The organism is Wolbachia endosymbiont of Ctenocephalides felis wCfeJ (assembly GCF_012277315.1).
In the GTDB taxonomy this organism is placed as follows: Bacteria; Pseudomonadota; Alphaproteobacteria; order Rickettsiales; family Anaplasmataceae; genus Wolbachia.
Genome location: NZ_CP051157.1, coordinates 1 through 17,060 on the forward strand (window position 1 = coordinate 1; position 17,060 = coordinate 17,060).

Sequence of the window (17,060 nt, forward strand, 5' to 3'; positions counted from 1 at the left end):
AGTACCTACATACTGCAAAAAATTAAACATAATACGCCGCTACATTAAGTAATCCTTACTTTTTAACCCGCAGGTTAGAGCAAGCAAAATATAATAGTTTCAATCAAGTGATAAGAGAGTCGCTGAAGATTATCAAATAATTTTTATGTCAGTTAGTTACTTGGATTTCTCATCAGCCTATGTTCACACAATTGTGCATTAAAATTTCAAAACCTCCCATATATGTCATCCAACCTCACTATATCATTATCAGACAAAAGCTCTCCTATCTGAAATTCAACTATCTCAAGTGGAAAGCTTGTGCTTCTATTTCCAATCCTGTGGCTAACTTTTCTTGGAATTTCTACTACATGATTCACCGCTAGAGCATGTGTTTTGTTGCCTAAATTTACATATCCGAGTCCTGACAGTACTATATGATATTCATCTCTATAGCAGTGAAACTGCCTAGAAGTGCAGCTCAATGGGCTTATACACAGATATTTTATAAGAAAACTTTCGCCGATTAAAATCACACTATAAAATCCCCACGGCTTAACTTCTTTTCTTGTTGGTTTTTCTCTCTTAACTTTATTAATGAACGACATTAGGCTCTTATTTGGCTGTTTATAAACCTTACCTAGTAAGTTTCTTGTATCATTTTCTGTCGTTAAAACTGGCTCTTTTTTCTCGTTTATACACTGGAATAACCCAGGTTCCTTACTAAACTTTTCACTTAATTCTAAAACTGAATTCCAAGTTCCAATATCCATCCAATCGAAATTAGCCTCTATCATTGCAACGTTTTCCGCCCTCTCCATTACTAAATAATCAATGGATATGTCTTCAATTCCCACAAAATCCTGCTGCTTCAAATACAGAAATCTCTCTTGTGGTGTGGAATGTTGCATACTTGCGCGACACAAATTATAAAGATGCGGAGCAGATCTTCTCATCTCATCTACATAGCGCTTTGCTTTAAACACGAATATCCCAGAGTTCCAGTAATGATCGTTACTCAACTCGAGCTTAGGTTTTTCCGTGAAACTCCTCACTATATGGTATTTCTCCTGCTGATCATAAACTGCGTTGATATAGCCATACTCAGGATTGAATTCATGAGGCTTAACTCCAAAAGTAACTATAGAGTCAGTTTCAGAGGCTAGCTGAGATGCTCTCTCAACAGAAGCGTGGAAACTATTTAAATCACCTATAAAATGGTCTGAAGGCAGAATTAACATCGTCTCGGTTTCATTGCAAAGAAGCGCAGCAATCAATATTGCTGCTGCTGTGCCAATTTTTACTGATTCGAAGATAACTTTATACTCCTGCAGTACACGTAATTCCTCCATCACTAGCGACTCATACTGTACATTTGTGACAATTATAGGCGGCATATAATCACTTTTTAGTCTCAATAAAGTGTTTTGAAACATGGTGTTATGACTGAATATTTTCTGAAATTGCTTTGGCTTGGATAAAGGCCAAAGCCTACTGCCACTACCACCACAGAGTATTACAGGATGCATTTAGTATAAGATATTAATTAATTAATTAATATCTTATACTAAATGTAAAATACATGCAAGCTTTTGTTATGGAGCAATTAAAATAGAAAGTGGATGTTAAATTAAAGTAACTGCTGATTATGGACGTGATGGAGTATTCATGCCTGGTGGCTGTGAGTTTCGTTTTTCTTTCACTCCCTTAGCGTGAGAAGTGCCACGCTCTTGATTTTTATTAATTTGTTCATTACTTGCGTTTTGTGATTTCTCCTTTAAGTTTCTCCCTAGTTTCCTAGATTGATCTATGCTTTCACTACTTTTGCTCGGCCCCTCTTCCAATTCTTTCTCAACACCTGGTCTCATAGCATCAAGTTCCTTCCATGTGCCTACCACACTAAGCGGCTTGTCCTCCTGCTTCAACTTTGATCTATTTCCGTCTTTAATAACAGAATAATCGCTTTTTGTTTCTTCCCAATATCTCCTCCATTGATATTTCCACCGAGTAATGTAAGTGTTGCCATACTTTTTCTCATCTGCTACAAACAATAAAATCGGAGCCTTAAGTATGGTAGCCCCCATATTTACTAAATTTTTATTGCTACTGCAGGGGTAAATAAAAGATAACCAAAAGACTTTGCAATTGGGTTTTGCTTGCCTATTAAATATTCTCCCAATTTTATAGGAAGAGAAGTTAACAATTTAGCACCAAACTTAGCCAGGTTTGCGGCTAAAACAATAGGAACAGATATAAGACTCTTATCTAGCTCTAGCTTATTATTTTGATCTCTAATTTCAGAAAAACTAATTTCTGATCTCCCGTAATCACTAGTGTATAACAATTCTCCATTTCTTCCCTCTTCATCTCTATCTTTCTCGTCAACCTTGCCTGTTTTATTATTGATGGAGCAACCTTTCTTAGCGAGAAGAGAAGAGTTAGTTAATTCGAGCGATGCAAGGTCAACTTCAAAGATCGGCAAATGCTTTTCAAGATCAATTTTTGAAAAGCCAAATGGTTTATAAAATCTACGATAATCATTAACCTCACGCCTATCTTTACCAACTAAAAAGTCAATAGTAAAGTAAGACTTGTCGTCAATCTCAGTAACTTTAGTTAATTTAAAACTTGCCTGTTTTCCATCTTTGTCTTCCTTACCATACAAAAGTTTATAGGTTGGATTGTTATCTTTATCTAGTACAGGATTTCCATGCATATCCTTATTTACTTTGATTTCACCAGATTTTACAACTTCATCATAATTTTTTGGGTACTGGCATTTCCTTCCATCATACGTCATTACCTTTCTAAGATCTTTAACGTAAACTTGAGACTCAGGTGAAGTAAATAGATCCTTCACTTTTAGTGTAAGGTCCGTTCCCCACTTTCTCAATGTTTCTAACATATTGCTATACCAAAACCATAATGCTGTATTTCAATAATAAAGCTAGTACACTAATAGTATATTAACATACAACTGGCAATTTTACAAGAAAATATGCTTATAGAAGAAAAAAATTGTAAAGGCAAGCACTATATAAGTAATGCTCGACAAGTACTTTATGCACGTAATTGCAAAAACCCTAAGGAGTATATTGTGTATATAATCTTCACACACTACCTGAATACCAAGAACCGCGTGCCAAAAAACACAAAATAGTAATATAACAAAAAATAAAAGTTCCAGAGGATGATCAATAGCCTGAAATAACTTCTCATTAAAAGATAAAGAGCCATTATTATAGAATGTGCAAGAAAACGAATAGATAAACCAAGGAAATAAAAATAGTAGAATTACCGCTGAAACACGCTGAACCCACCAATGATGCGCTGAACTTCCAGACTGACTCATATACACATAAATAAAAAAGCCACAGTAGAAAGAAACAGCACTACTGTTAGTAATATAGCACTCTTTGAAACACCAGTAATTTCTAAATTAAGCCCAGCATCCCATAATAAGTGACGAATACCATTTAAAAAATGGTACAGAAAATTTACAAGACATAAAACATAAGCCAACTTAGCGATAGGAGTAAATAACAATACACTTAAGTATTTCACTATAAATAGTCTAGGAAAATAAACATGTAATATGAAATACCAAGAAAATACAATTAATAAAAGAAACAGCAAGGTACCAGTTAACCTGTGCATAATAGAGAAAAAACTAGTAACTTGTACTTTATAGATTTGTAAATGTGGAGAAAGAGGCCTATCACTCATAAAATTCCATTACCAGGAAATTAGAATAGGGAGATCAAAATAAAGTAGAAGTAAAGACAGCAGTATAGTGCATAACAACACCACTATCAAAAGCAGTAAGTATGCACAAAGCCTAAGGAGGTAATCCAGCTGCAGATTCCCCTACTGCTACCTTGTTACGACTTCACCCCAGTCACTGATCCCACTTTAAATAACTCCCTCCTTGCGGTTAGGTCATTAGCTTCGAGTGAAACCAATTCCCATGGCGTGACGGGCAGTGTGTACAAGACCCGAGAACGTATTCACCGTGGCATGCTGATCCACGATTACTAGCGATTCCAACTTCATGCACTCGAGTTGCAGAGTACAATCCGAACTGAGATGGCTTTTAAGGGATTAGCTTAGCCTCGCGACTTTGCAGCCCATTGTAGCCACCATTGTAGCACGTGTGTAGCCCACTCCATAAGGGCCATGATGACTTGACATCATCCCCACCTTCCTCCAGTTTATCACTGGCAGTTTCCTTAAAGTTCCCAGCATTACCTGATGGTAACTAAGGATGAGGGTTGCGCTCGTTGCGGGACTTAACCCAACATCTCACGACACGAGCTGACGACAGCCATGCAACACCTGTGTGAAATCCGGCCGAACCGACCCCATCCCTTCGGATAGGTATAATTTCCATGTCAAGGAGTGGTAAGGTTTTTCGCGTTGCATCGAATTAAACCACATGCTCCACCGCTTGTGCGGGTCCCCGTCAATTCCTTTGAGTTTTAATCTTGCGACCGTAGTCCCCAGGCGGAATGTTTAACGCGTTAGCTGTAATACAGAAAGTAAACTCCCCATATTTAACATTCATCGTTTACAGCGTGGACTACCAGGGTATCTAATCCTGTTTGCTCCCCACGCCTTCGCGCCTCAGCGTCAGATTTGAACCAGATAGACGCCTTCGCCACTGGTGTTCCTCCTAATATTTACGAATTTCACCTCTACACTAGGAATTCCTCTATCCTCTTTCAATCTCTAGATTAGCAGTTTTAAAAGCAATTCCAAAGTTAAGCTTTGGGATTTCACTTTTAACTTACTAATCAGCCTACGCGCCCTTTACGCCCAATAATTCCGAATAACGCTAGCCCTCTCCGTATTACCGCGGCTGCTGGCACGGAGTTAGCCAGGACTTCTTCTGTGAGTACCGTCATTATCTTCCTCACTGAAAGAGCTTTACAACCCAAAGGCCTTCTTCACTCATGCGGCATGGCTGGATCAGGCTTTCGCCCATTGTCCAATATTCCCCACTGCTGCCTCCCGTAGGAGTCTGGACCGTATCTCAGTTCCAGTGTGGCTGATCATCCTCTCAGATCAGCTATAGATCATTGCCTTGGTAGGCCATTACCCCACCAACTAACTAATCTAATATAGGCTCATCTAATAGCAATAAATCTTTCCCCCGTAGGGCGTATACGGTATTAGTTGCCGTTTCCAGCAATTGTCCCGTACTACTAGGTAGATTCCTATACATTACTCACCCGTCTGCCACTAAGTTATACTATAGCAAGCTACAATATAACCTCGTTCGACTTGCATGTGTTAGGCCTGCCGCCAGCGTTCATTCTGAGCCAGGATCAAACTCTCAAATTTAGACTTCAACCTATCAAAGGTTGAGGGTACATCGGATAAATCCGATAAAAAATAATTTAGCTTTATACTGCTGCCTTTATTTCTACTCTAGAAATATTTTAATCTTCAACTATTCAAACAACTTAAAAATATTATTATGTGATATAATCACAGTGTCAATATGTTTTTGCAAATCAAAAGCATTAATATATAAATATACATCTACTTAGGGATATTACTATGAAAAAATACATCTTTTTATTTGCATTGATGTCAATACTAGTTGGCATCACATTGTACTCATTAAATAGTATTGATAACACAAAGCAATCCACAATCGCAGGCAATAAGTTCTATAAAGTGTTATTCTCCAAAAAAGACAATAAGATATTGGAAGAAATAGGATCAAACTGGAAATATTTAGCAAACTTTGAAAGTGCCTCTAACCATATCTCAAATTCAAGGTTAAAAGAAGCAACATCTATTTATAGTGATATGGCAGATAATGAAACTGTACCAAATGTTTTTCGCGAATTAGCACAATATTTAGAAGTAATGAGTTTGTTTGACCAAGGTAAAAAAATCAATGAAGATAAAATTAATAATTTAGAATCAAACACAGTGTACCCTTATTCAAGCCAAGAAGCCATTGCTATAATAAAAATACATAATAATGACATTAAAGGTGCAATTGAAATATTACACTCATTAATAAATGACAGAAAATGTCCTACTCTCATAAAGGCTAATGCACAAGAATTGCTCCGGATATATGAAAGCTAAAGCTACTAGATCTTTTGCATAGTTTTTGGCAGCACGTTGACAAAATTTCCTGACAAACTTCATCATCCCTATTACTATAGTGTTAGCGGTATTTACGACTCAAAGCTTGTTTCTGACTTTCCGGTTCAATGACAAACTTCAGGTATTTTTTAGCGGATTGTATCAAATTATTAGGGCTGTATTTCTTTTAAAATCTTTCTACATGCATCTAAATCGTGCTTAAATTAAGCATCAGTACATTATTATCAGCACCAATTACATATTAGACGGTCAAACTCGTTACACAGATCTTCTTTTACCTTTTTTTGCTCGGTAAATTTCTTAATACTTGTAGTCAAAGCAATCTAAAGCAGTTAAACCACAGCGTTACAAAAAAGGCAAAAACCCTTTTGTGTAGGCAGGCCCAGAAACAATCTAGGGCCTAAAGCCTCTATTTCTTCTGAGCAAAACATAAAAGGCCCCCTCGCCACCATGTTTTTTTGTAGCTTGTTGACAATATAGCACCATGTGCTGAATCTTAGTATCATTCAACCACTTGTTTAGGCTACTCTTTATAGTATCCGCCCCATCTGTTGTATTACCCTGTCCTGTAATTATCAATAGGCATCTACTTCCCTCTTGATAATTTCTAACGATAAAATCTATCAACTTATAGTAAGCATCCCCCATATTGTAGCCATGTAGGTCAAGTCTACCGTTTATAAAATATTTTCCCTTATCAACTTTTGATTTTGTGTTGTAGTCAAGACAAAACGGCAAGTTACCTTTATTCACATTAAGAAAATTTTCTTGTAAGTAAGGTGTGCCCTTATTGACTACAGATTTTATATTCACTTTATGGTCAACTCTCAAAGTAACCTTCCCACATTTTATTGGCTTAACATTTTTTCGCCAGTTTAACTCATCATCCGACATAAACACATTAATTAAACTATATCATTTTACAACAATATCTAAACATAGTAAAATGTCGCTTATTTTATAGAAATACGATCCCCAATAGTATAATGAAATCATTAAAAGTTAACGAGAGTTTCTGGCTGTACGGAAAGCACACCTGCATGTCAGCACTGAAAAATAAAAATAGGCAGTGTATAGAATTCTTAATGACAGAAAACTTCTATAAGGAACATGAAAAAGAAATCAGACACCTTGCAGATAGTAAAAACATTAAAGCTCACCTGGTAGCAAACAAAACACTGAGCAATATTTTGCCTAAAGGTGCTAATCACCAAGGAGTTGCTCTAAAAGTTGCTTCTATTCTTCACAGCCTTAGCATCGAAGAAATAGCCGAAAACTTAAGCAACAGCTCCACTATAGTCATTTTAGATCAAGTCACTGATACACACAATATAGGATCAATTTTAAGAACATCAGCTTGTTTTAATGTTGATGCGGTAGTTTTACCATATAACCATTCACCAAGTGAAAATGCATCTATCGCAAAAACAGCAAGTGGAGCATCAGACATTGTCCCACTAATATATGTTACAAACATAGTAAAAACCATGGAGTATCTAAAAAAAGTCGGCTATTGGTGTTACGGATTCGATAGCAATGCCAAAGAGAATATAGATCAGATAAAGAGCTTTGGAAAAAAAGTAGTGATCATCTTTGGTTCTGAAGAGAAAGGAATACGAAGATTAGTTAAAGAAAATTGTGATTATCTTGTAAAAATCCCAATGTCAAACGTAATTGACAGCTTAAATGTTTCAAATGCAGCGGCAATAGGATTATACTCCATTTACATTAAAATGCAAACAACTGCACATTAGCTACAATAAAAAATGATTTTATGCTTGATAAAAGTGCAATTTTGTATTATAATATTGTCAAGGTATAAAAGGAGTTATATTTATGTCTTACATAAGAAATGAACAAGATATTCGCTCTCAAGGCGTTTATTATAGTGCTGGACTTAGAAGTTACCTAACTAAAGTATACAATTACATGGCTTTAGCTTTGGGTGTTACCGGGCTCGTTGCATTTTTAACAGTGTTTTCTGGTCTTTTTCAAGTGATCTATTCTAATCCTATTCTGTCACTCCTAGTAACGTTCTCTCCAGTTGCATTAGTGTTTTATATGTCTTTCAGACTTCAAAACTTAAGTGCCCAATCCACAGTGGTTATATTTTTCTTATTTTCAGCTTTAATGGGGCTCTCCTTATCTCATATCTTCATAATTTATACTGCGGAAAACATAGCAAGAGCATTTTTTATCACATCGATTATGTTTGGCTCTATGGCTTTATATGGTAATACCACAAAAAGAGATTTAACAAGCATGGGTTCCTTCTTAATTATGGGAGTTTGGGGGTTAATTATTGCATCAATAGTAAACTTATTTCTTGGAAGCAGTCCTCTTTACTTTGCAATATCATTCATATCAGTAATAGTATTTACCTTGCTGACTGCATACGATGCTCAGAGAATCAAGGATATTTATTATCGATATAACGATGGCTCAGAAATCGCAGCAACTAAGTGGGCAATACACGGTGCAACCAGTCTCTATTTTGACTTTATTAATATATTTCTCAATTTACTTAGGTTGCTTAACTTATTTAATAACAGAAACTAGATGTTCTCCTTTTCAAGGGGAGATAGTAAAAATTCTATAGTTTTCTTTTTGATATCTTTAGTGATATTGATGCTGTGCCTTGCATATGCATCGGTGCCACTATATAGCATTTTCTGTAAAGCTACTGGATATGGTGGTACAACGAGAAAAGTAACCAACACAACAGCGAATATAACTAATCAAAAAATCAGAGTCCATTTTAACGCTGATGTAATGCCGGATCTGCCTTGGGAGTTTAATTCAGAAACTAATTACATTGATACAAACATAGGAGAACAAAGTTTAGCATTTTATTACGCAAAAAACCTATCTGATCAGTCTTCGTTTGGAATGGCAGTATATAATGTTACACCTTTCAAAGCTGGCAAGTATTTCAACAAAGTTGCATGTTTTTGCTTTGAAGAACAAATGCTACTGCCAAAACAAAAAGCAGCGATGCCTGTATCCTTTTATATAGACCCCGAGATAATGCGCGACAATAGCACAAAAGATTTAAGTGAAATAACATTATCATACACGTTTTTTAGGCTTAAATAGTGTGAGTCTTTTACTACTGGAGAAAGCCGTAAGCCTCATCTTTCCAAACGTATGTGTGAGTTGTGAATGCATCATTGATAAAAATTATGATTTGTGTAGTAAGTGCAATAAAAAAATTGAATTTTTAACCAAACATTACTGCAACGTTTGTGGCACAGTAATTTCGGACAATATTTATACATGTGGCAAATGCATTGCCAATCCCCCACCGTTTAAAGTGTTAAGATCAGCTTTTGCTTATGATCAGCATAGTAAAAATATGATTATAAATTTAAAATTCTTTGATAATTTAAATTATGTAAAAAGTTATGTGAAGTGGATGTACCGAGCTAATAGGGATATATTCCTAGATGCAGAGATTATAATTCCTATACCGCTTCATAAAATGCGCTTACTTAAGCGTAAATATAATCAAGCGGCATTGCTCGCGAGGGAACTCAGCAAGTTATCCAACTTATTTTATGCACCATTTGCAATAAAGCGCCCTCGCCACACCACACCTCAAGCTGGTCTTTCACTTAAACAGCGTGAGAAAAATTTAAAAAGGGCCTTTAAAACAAGCAACAAAGAAATTATCAAAAATAAAATCGTGATATTGGTTGATGACGTAGTAACAACTGGAGCAACCGTAAGATCTTGCTCTCAAGAAATTTTAAATTCTGGCGCAAAGGAAGTGAGAGTGTTGTCACTTGCAAGAACGGTGAATGATTTGACCTTTTGCATAAAAAATCAGTAGCCACCCTTCGGTGTCATCCCAGTGCACCTTTTTCTGTCATCCCAGTGCTTCGACACTGGGATCTAGCTTTCTATAAACGATGCATTTTAACATAACTCACCAATTTAATAAAACTCCTAGATTCCAGCGTCACGCGCTGGAATGACAGGAGGTAAGCCAATTGTGACAATCAGTATATTAAGGCATGATTTTTAATAACCTCAACATCACTGAATGCAAAAGTTTGGTTTCTTATTGTTTGGGATTTTTCATGCCCTTTCCCTGCAACCAGCAGGATCATACCTTTGTTATAGGCAATATCTATACCTTTCTCTATAGCTTCTTTTCTGTCCCCTATCTCTAGTGCATCAGAACAATGTAGTAAAATATCATGACGAATTTTTGCTGGATCTTCATCACGCGGATTATCATCTGTAACTATCACTCTTTCTGCATACATTCGTGCTATCTTACCCATTTCTGCACGTTTTGTTCGGTCACGATTTCCACCACAACCAAAAACTAGGATTATTTTTTTGTTAAAGTGCCATTTTAAAGACAACAGAGCTTGTTTAAGTGCATTTGGAGTGTGCGCGTAATCCACAAATGCAAAAGGTTTCACTTTTTCCATTCTTCCCAGTGGAGAAACGAGTTTATCTATGCACATTCCCTGATAGTCCACTCCAGAGGCAATAACTACACTGATTGCACATAGTAAATTATAGGCCTGAAATTGCCCCAGAACTGGAAAAAATACGTTATAAACTTTACCACCGATTTTAATTGTAAGATTTTGACCACTTTGAGTTGGTATTTGCTTTATTAAAGCAATGTTAGAAGCTGTTTTTCCATAAGTTATAACTTTGTTACCGCGTTTTTTAGCTGTCTTGAGCAATGCGTAGTATTCATCTATATCCGCATTTAAAACTGCTGTTTTTTCTTTTGGCAGTACCTCATAAAACAACCTTTTTTTAGCCTCAAAATACTCGCTGATATCCTGATGATAATCTAAATGATCCTGCGAAAAATTTGTAAAAGCCGCAGCAGTGAGCCTAAGTCCATGAATTCTGCATTGGTCAATCCCATGGCTTGAAGCCTCTAACGCTAAGTGCTCTATGCCTTTATTGTTTATATCACGTAACGTTGCATAAAGGTCCTCTGCATCTGGAGTGGTAAGGATATTATTTTCCCTTTCATTATTGATACATGTCCCGAGCGTTCCGATAGATGCAGCATTATAACCTGCATTTTGCCAGATTTGGCGGCAAAACTCCACCACCGAAGTTTTGCCATTTGTACCTGTAACAGCAGCAACATACTTTGGCTGTTTGAACTGATAAAACCTGCTAATTATTTTGCTGTATAACTCTTGAGGGTTTGGATGGAAGATGCAGGCATCATGCGCTGCAAAGTTTGCTATTATTGCTGAAGCTCCTATTATGCCGTTCACGCATTTCTCACGTTCCTCTGACACACAAACAAAAAGATAACCTTCTTTAATTCTTTTGGGATTACATGTAACGCCTTTGATTTCAACATCAAAGTTGACGTCAATAATGTTATGTAGTAATTCTTTTAGTCTCACATTTTACTTCATCATTTTTGGCGTCTAAACATGGTAATCTTGCTAATGCAGTATTCAAATCAGAGATTAAATCTTCAGGATCCTCTAGTCCACAAAATATTCGCACGAAACTTCCACCACAATACGCATTCATTACAGATCTTGACATAGATTTACGATCTATTGGCAATATTAAACTATCACATCCTCCCCAAGAAGCACCGATGCCAAAAATTTCCATGCGATTAACCATGCAACTCAGTTCTTCACACAAATATTCCCTATCAAGTACTATACTAAATACGCTACTTGCTCCCTTAAAGTAACTTTTCCATAATTCGTGCTGAGGATGAGAAGGAAGCGCTGGGTACAAGACTTTTCTGATTTTTGGATGTTTCTCTAGCCATTTTGCCACTGCCACTGCTGTATTTTGATGCCCCTTCATGCGTGTATGCAATGTTCTAAGTCCCCTGTGTGCAAGGTAACAATCGTGCGACTGAACAGTAATCCCGTAATTTTTGTAGCCCTCATAAAGCAATTTAAAAACTTCACCTTCAGCAACAATAGCTCCCATTAATAAATCCGAGTGGCCAGCTAGATACTTTGTAACTGCATATAATGCAACATCAATTCCATAATCGAGCGGCCTAAATAACAAAGGAGTGGCCCAGGAGTTGTCACAAACGGTTACAATCCCGTGCTTCCTAGCAACTTTTACTATGTGTTCTATATTTGAAATTTCAAATGTTACAGAGCCAGGAGTTTCGATCATGATGAGTGAAGTGTTACCCCGAATTAAACCAGCTATGTCCTGTGTTGGATCATAAAAAGTTACTTCTACTCCTCTTTTTGGTAACTCACTCTCGGCAAATCTTTTTAGCCTATAATAACTATTATCTTGAATCAGAACATGTGAACCTACTTTACTGAAGGTTAAAATAGCAAAAGTAAGTGCAAATAATCCAGAGGGATAGATCAATGCCTGACCCCTACCCTCAATTTCAGCGAGCGCATTTGAAAGATAATGGACAGTTGGAGTACCAACACTACTGTAACTATAATCTCTTGCAACATCATCGTTGATTACATCGTATATGCTTTCTCCATTTGCTGCATCTAAGTAGTCCTTGTAAGTAGGAAATAATACGGTAGAAGAATGATAAACTGGTGAGTTCATAGAACCTTTATAGTCATCAAACTTTCTTCCTGCTTTAACCAACAAAGATTCTTCTTTCACGCTTTTACTGTTTATTCTTTTGAATTGTATTCGCTTTGCGTATACAAGTGAAGAGAAATTGCATGTATTAGCCCTATCTCGCTCTTTAGCAGCTCATAAATCAACCTATGTCTCTTTAAGGTACTCATTCCGATAAAGCTATCAGATATTAATACTAATTTAATATGTGAAGGTAATATTGAAGATGAAGCAAAATAATGATCTGCATGTTTTACAGACTCATCGATAATATCAATATTAATTATATCTATCGAATTGCGTATTTTTTCTTCTATCGTTTCAATAATGCCCATCCTTTTAACCTCAACTATGGATTAGCCAGCAAAGAAAGAAGAAGAAATAGAGGGCTTTTTCGACTGCATGGAATATGAAATCAGAGCAGAAAAAATATGAACTAGGAAATTTATAGGTGATCTATGTCTTGTATGCCCAATCTCAAACTTGTTTTTCAAGGAGTCAAAAACTGTCTCAACAATCGATCTTTTTCTCAGTAAAATTTTCTCTTTCAGTGAAATTAGTGAGTTTTTCATACTTTTTTTCACTTTAGTAACGAGTTTTAAGCCTCTATTGAAGAGTTTCTCAAAGAGCTCTTTCTTTATATAGCCCTTATCTCCAAATAAAAGTCCGGCTAGTTTTTTAGTTAAAGTTGGCACAGGCTTTCTGTCATCAACGTTACCTCTGGTTAGCGTAAATGCTTGAATTTCCCCAATTTCGTTAATCACCAAGTGCAATTTGAAGCCTAAAAACCAGCCATATGTAGTTTTTCCAAGCTTCGCCAATCCCTTGAACACTTTGTTTCTTGAGATTCTTTTTGGATGGCAAACGGCGATTGAAGAAGTGTCGATGTAGGAAATACCTGTCATTTTTGCTTGTTCGCAGAACCATTGCAAAAGCAATGCTAAATACCATAAAACTCGCGACTTAAGGGCAATAAACCGATCATATGTTGGCAATTTGGGAAATTCTGATCTGTAAAATGGCAGACAAAGTAGGTAAAAAGCTTTGAAATTTTTGCATGGGGATTGATGGTATAATAGGACGATGGTAAGAATTTCTGGAATGGTAATTCCTGGTATTCTAGTTGGTTTTCTTCCATTTGATACGAGCATATTGGCAAAATTCTCATCAACCATGTAACAAAAATCCTCGACGCAACAATAAAGTTCTGTAATATCTTTCTTCATGGGTAACCTCCTTATTAAAGTGGAAATAACTTGGAGTTTACCCTCTTTCCTGCCTTTTTTCACTTATTTCTAACCCATAGTTGGGGTTTTTACCTAAACAACGTTATGCTTGCCCCGATAGAAAACTTGTAAATCCCAGCTAACTTATTGCATGACAACTGAAAAATCTAGCAGTTACCGGCAAAATCCATTATAAAGCAGCAATTAACTCTTCACAAGAGGATTAAAAAACTTAGATCACTATTACATAGGATGAAATGCAACAAAGTTTGCTGGAACTCAGAAATTTCCGACTGAATCTTACGCAAGCGTTACTTAATAAAATCAGAACCTTTCATATAAGCATGACAAATTGCTACAGCAAGAGCATCAGCAGCATGGTGACATTTTATATTTAAATTTTTAACTATCTGCTTCACCATAAATACAACTTGATCTTTGTCGGCATGACCATTTCCAGTAATGCTTTTTTTTACATAGTTTGCATCATACTCATTTACAGTCAGCTCCGTCATCTCTAACGCTAAAATTACGACTCCTCTTGCATATCCTAAAGTTAGCGAAGATTTCGGATTCTTATTAACAAAAATTTTCTCTACCGCAGCTTCACTTGGAGAATATAGAGAAATCACTTCTTTTAATTGTTCAAAAACGATACGCAAACGTTCACCTATGCTTAGCCTACAGTCAGTTGATATCGTGTTACTGCCCAGAAATTCGACATTACTTTTCCCGCTGAGATTGATAACAGCCCATCCGGTCTTACTTATCCCCGGATCGAGACCTATTATTTTAACCATTTAATAAACACTTACCCAATATATAAACACAAACAAAAATATCCAGACTATATCTACAAAGTGCCAATACCAAGAAGCAAATTCAAAGCACAAATGATCTTGAGATGTAAATTGACCCCTTTGCGCTCTAAACAAACATACTGATAAGAATATTATTCCTATTATAACATGTGCGCAGTGAAACCCTGTAATCATATAAAAATTGGATGCATAGATTAACTTTTCTCCTGTGTCTTGTAGAGAAAAACTTGCCTCGTTATACTCTATTGCTTGTACTATTATAAAAAACACCCCGAGCAATATAGTTATGGACAGCATTTTAATCATGCCTTTTTGATCATTTTCAAGTAAAAAATGATGTGCTGATGCAACTGTTGTACCAGAAAGTAGCAATATTAACGTATTCATGAACGGTAATGACCATGGATCAGGTGCTAAAACTCCATTAGGAGGCCATTTAACTCTTTCTGTAGGGGAAAAAGCTTCAAACAAAAAAACTGGATCAATCCAGGCTTTAAAAAACGAACAAAAGAATGCTATAAAAAATACAACTTCTGAAAGAATAAATAGATACATTGCAAGTTTGAGGCCATGTTTTACAATTGTAGTATGGCACTTATCATAAATCGCTTCTTTTATTACATCTCTCCACCAATAGAACAATACTCCTGATACTGTAGAAACTCCCAAAGCTAAACCAAATACCCCAGAAATTTGCTTATGGAGTGTGCCAACTAATCCAAGTACAAAAATAAGAATCGCTGCTGATATAGCAATTGGCCAAGGGCTTGGATCCACTAAATGAAAATCATGTTCTTTACTTTTCATACCATCTTCAAAAATACGTATTAAGCATACAAATTAGCTTAAAATTGTCAATGTTCCTTAGGCACTTGATTGAATTTTGGAAAATTGTATGCACTGTCCCAAAAGTCTAATTCAAATTGTGCACTCATTCTAAACAACTCAAGCATCCTGCTCCTTTCATTTACTCCTACCCTTTTGCAATATTCATCAACAATATTCTCTAAAGCAGTGCACCCATATTCCATTAAGCCACTACTACAAAAATCAAACCAATCTTTATATCTGTTATTTTTCTTGAACCCACCTTTCATATCATCAATAACAATCTTGTATATAAACATGCAAGAATATAAAACTGTTATAGCTTCATAGATATCACTATATGAAATGGACAAAAGAAAGTTGGTAAAGTTGAAACAAGTAGGAGATTTCTTTCCACGTCTTACATCGTATATAGTAAAGTAGTGATTGTACAAGAACTTATTAGCAGTTATTGTCCCTTGCGCCACTTTAGCAAGTAAGATTACGTTATTATAGTCTTCCATTCTGGATGCAATAATCAACATAGTGCGAACATAATCATCTAAAAATAACGCATCTTGTTGGATATAGAACTTAAAACTCTCTATATTCAAAGTATTATTCATCAGCTCAACATTAAAAGGATGCTGAGCAATATCCCTTAAAAGGCTTGAACCATAACAGCTCCTAATTATACCACTAAACACTGCAACACCATCAAAATCAGAATGCTAACAATTTGCTATCACTACGCCCTGAGGTATATCAAAGTAATATATCTCATCCCAGAACGCTAGTTCAAGTTCTAATCCATTACGAAAGAATTCTAACATGTTTTTTCGTTCATCATTGCTGTATTTTTTGTATAGCTTGTTCATGATTTTAGTTACATCATCCATCATGTTATTTGCCATCTCAGTGTTAAAAAAATCTATCCACTTCTGATACTTATTGTTAGGAGCAATACCACTTTCCACAATGTAACGAATAACCATTTGATATATACAAAAACATGGGTAAGATGCTGCTAAACCTTCAGCAACAGAATTATGATATGCAACGCGCATGAAAAAGTCAGTAAAAGCAGAACAAGACTTTGACTTTCTGTGGCTGTCAGATAAATCACAATCTGCAAAATGTTCTTTATAGTAATCCCGTGTAGCAAAAGTGCCAACAGCTACATTAGTTAATTTGTCCATTATTTCAATATCATTAGCTTTAGCGGCAATAATCAATAAAGCGCGAGTACAATCTGCTACATATAAAAAATCCTGCTGAAGGTAGAATTTGAACTTTTCATAATCTAGTGTATTGTTCATTAATTCAACATTGAAAGGATGTTCCTTTATTTTTTCAATAAGATCAGACGATTCTTTTACAGCTATATCGTAAAATTCTTTTTTTGATATGTTACACATTTTATATGAGCCTCTAAATATGAAAATTATTACCAGTAAAATATAATTATTATGAAAAGCTAATTATACTTTAACAACAAGTTAGTATATCAGTATTGAGCTACAAATCAAAA

Annotated in this window: 19 protein-coding genes and 1 rRNA gene; 5 read left to right on the forward strand and 15 right to left on the reverse strand. The window is 35.8% G+C overall.

The genetic code is table 11. From position 1 onward, the window contains the following. Positions 1–206: 206 nt before the first annotated feature. The 6 genes from HF196_RS00005 to HF196_RS00025 all read right to left on the reverse strand — a co-directional run bounded on the left by HF196_RS00005 (position 207) and on the right by HF196_RS00025 (position 5,322). Positions 207–1,508 (reverse strand): sugar phosphate nucleotidyltransferase, encoded by a 1,302-nt coding sequence (locus HF196_RS00005; protein ID WP_168455265.1) that lies wholly within the window; start codon positions 1,506–1,508, stop codon positions 207–209. Between the two features lie 117 nt (positions 1,509–1,625). After that, positions 1,626–2,063, reverse strand: a complete 438-nt coding sequence (locus HF196_RS06055; protein WP_369799936.1) for a hypothetical protein — start codon at positions 2,061–2,063, stop codon at positions 1,626–1,628. A gap of 5 nt (positions 2,064–2,068) precedes the next feature. Next, positions 2,069–2,884, reverse strand: coding sequence for a hypothetical protein (locus HF196_RS06060; protein ID WP_369799937.1), 816 nt, complete (start codon positions 2,882–2,884; stop codon positions 2,069–2,071). 81 nt (positions 2,885–2,965) lie between these two features. After that, complete coding sequence (gene sdhD / locus HF196_RS00015) at positions 2,966–3,331, reverse strand: succinate dehydrogenase, hydrophobic membrane anchor protein (protein ID WP_168455266.1); 366 nt, start codon at positions 3,329–3,331, stop codon at positions 2,966–2,968. Beyond that, entirely contained in the window at positions 3,328–3,705 is a 378-nt protein-coding gene (gene sdhC / locus HF196_RS00020) for a succinate dehydrogenase, cytochrome b556 subunit (protein ID WP_168455267.1), read from the reverse strand. Before sdhC ends, sdhD begins: the two co-directional genes overlap by 4 nt. A gap of 113 nt (positions 3,706–3,818) precedes the next feature. Continuing rightward, positions 3,819–5,322, reverse strand: a 16S ribosomal RNA gene (locus HF196_RS00025). A gap of 219 nt (positions 5,323–5,541) precedes the next feature. Between HF196_RS00025 and HF196_RS00030 the strand changes: the two genes are divergently transcribed. Then, positions 5,542–6,084 (forward strand): hypothetical protein, encoded by a 543-nt coding sequence (locus tag HF196_RS00030; protein ID WP_168455268.1) that lies wholly within the window; start codon positions 5,542–5,544, stop codon positions 6,082–6,084. A 414-nt stretch (positions 6,085–6,498) separates the two neighbouring features. On the opposite strand, the gene HF196_RS00035 is transcribed toward HF196_RS00030, so the two are convergent. Then, the gene (locus tag HF196_RS00035) at positions 6,499–6,999 is read right to left on the reverse strand and encodes a Smr/MutS family protein (RefSeq protein ID WP_168455269.1); all 501 of its coding nucleotides are present in this window, start codon (positions 6,997–6,999) and stop codon (positions 6,499–6,501) included. A gap of 92 nt (positions 7,000–7,091) precedes the next feature. Here HF196_RS00035 and rlmB point away from each other — a divergent pair, with 92 nt between their 5' ends. From rlmB to HF196_RS00055, 4 genes are all read left to right on the forward strand, one after another. Next, complete coding sequence (rlmB, locus tag HF196_RS00040; RefSeq protein WP_168455270.1) at positions 7,092–7,859, forward strand: 23S rRNA (guanosine(2251)-2'-O)-methyltransferase RlmB; 768 nt, start codon at positions 7,092–7,094, stop codon at positions 7,857–7,859. Positions 7,860–7,941: 82 nt separating this feature from the next. Next, on the forward strand, positions 7,942–8,664 hold the full coding sequence (locus HF196_RS00045) for a Bax inhibitor-1/YccA family protein (protein ID WP_168455271.1): 723 nt from the start codon (positions 7,942–7,944) through the stop codon (positions 8,662–8,664). After that, positions 8,665–9,201, forward strand: coding sequence for a cytochrome c oxidase assembly protein (locus HF196_RS00050; protein WP_168455272.1), 537 nt, complete (start codon positions 8,665–8,667; stop codon positions 9,199–9,201). Between the two features lies 1 nt (position 9,202). Next, entirely contained in the window at positions 9,203–9,937 is a 735-nt protein-coding gene (locus HF196_RS00055) for a ComF family protein (protein ID WP_168455273.1), read from the forward strand. A gap of 169 nt (positions 9,938–10,106) precedes the next feature. Here HF196_RS00055 and HF196_RS00060 read toward each other — a convergent pair whose 3' ends face one another. The 8 genes from HF196_RS00060 to HF196_RS00095 form a co-directional block, all read right to left on the reverse strand. Beyond that, complete coding sequence (locus tag HF196_RS00060; RefSeq protein ID WP_168455274.1) at positions 10,107–11,501, reverse strand: UDP-N-acetylmuramoyl-L-alanyl-D-glutamate--2,6-diaminopimelate ligase; 1,395 nt, start codon at positions 11,499–11,501, stop codon at positions 10,107–10,109. Further along, positions 11,476–12,717, reverse strand: coding sequence for a cystathionine beta-lyase (metC, locus tag HF196_RS00065; RefSeq protein ID WP_168455275.1), 1,242 nt, complete (start codon positions 12,715–12,717; stop codon positions 11,476–11,478). Before metC ends, HF196_RS00060 begins: the two co-directional genes overlap by 26 nt. Positions 12,718–12,728: 11 nt before the next feature. Continuing rightward, on the reverse strand, positions 12,729–13,010 hold the full coding sequence (locus HF196_RS00070) for a BolA family protein (protein WP_168455276.1): 282 nt from the start codon (positions 13,008–13,010) through the stop codon (positions 12,729–12,731). Positions 13,011–13,031: 21 nt separating this feature from the next. Continuing rightward, positions 13,032–13,901, reverse strand: a complete 870-nt coding sequence (locus HF196_RS00075; RefSeq protein WP_168455277.1) for an IS982 family transposase — start codon at positions 13,899–13,901, stop codon at positions 13,032–13,034. A 311-nt stretch (positions 13,902–14,212) separates the two neighbouring features. Then, on the reverse strand, positions 14,213–14,701 hold the full coding sequence (gene ruvC, locus HF196_RS00080; protein ID WP_168455278.1) for a crossover junction endodeoxyribonuclease RuvC: 489 nt from the start codon (positions 14,699–14,701) through the stop codon (positions 14,213–14,215). Further along, positions 14,702–15,529, reverse strand: a complete 828-nt coding sequence (locus HF196_RS00085) for a cytochrome c oxidase subunit 3 (RefSeq protein WP_168455279.1) — start codon at positions 15,527–15,529, stop codon at positions 14,702–14,704. It abuts the gene before it with no gap. Positions 15,530–15,576: 47 nt separating this feature from the next. Next, on the reverse strand, positions 15,577–16,236 hold the full coding sequence (locus HF196_RS00090; RefSeq protein WP_168455280.1) for a TenA family protein: 660 nt from the start codon (positions 16,234–16,236) through the stop codon (positions 15,577–15,579). A 24-nt stretch (positions 16,237–16,260) separates the two neighbouring features. Then, on the reverse strand, positions 16,261–16,947 hold the full coding sequence (locus tag HF196_RS00095) for a TenA family protein (protein WP_168455281.1): 687 nt from the start codon (positions 16,945–16,947) through the stop codon (positions 16,261–16,263). Positions 16,948–17,060: the final 113 nt, after the last annotated feature.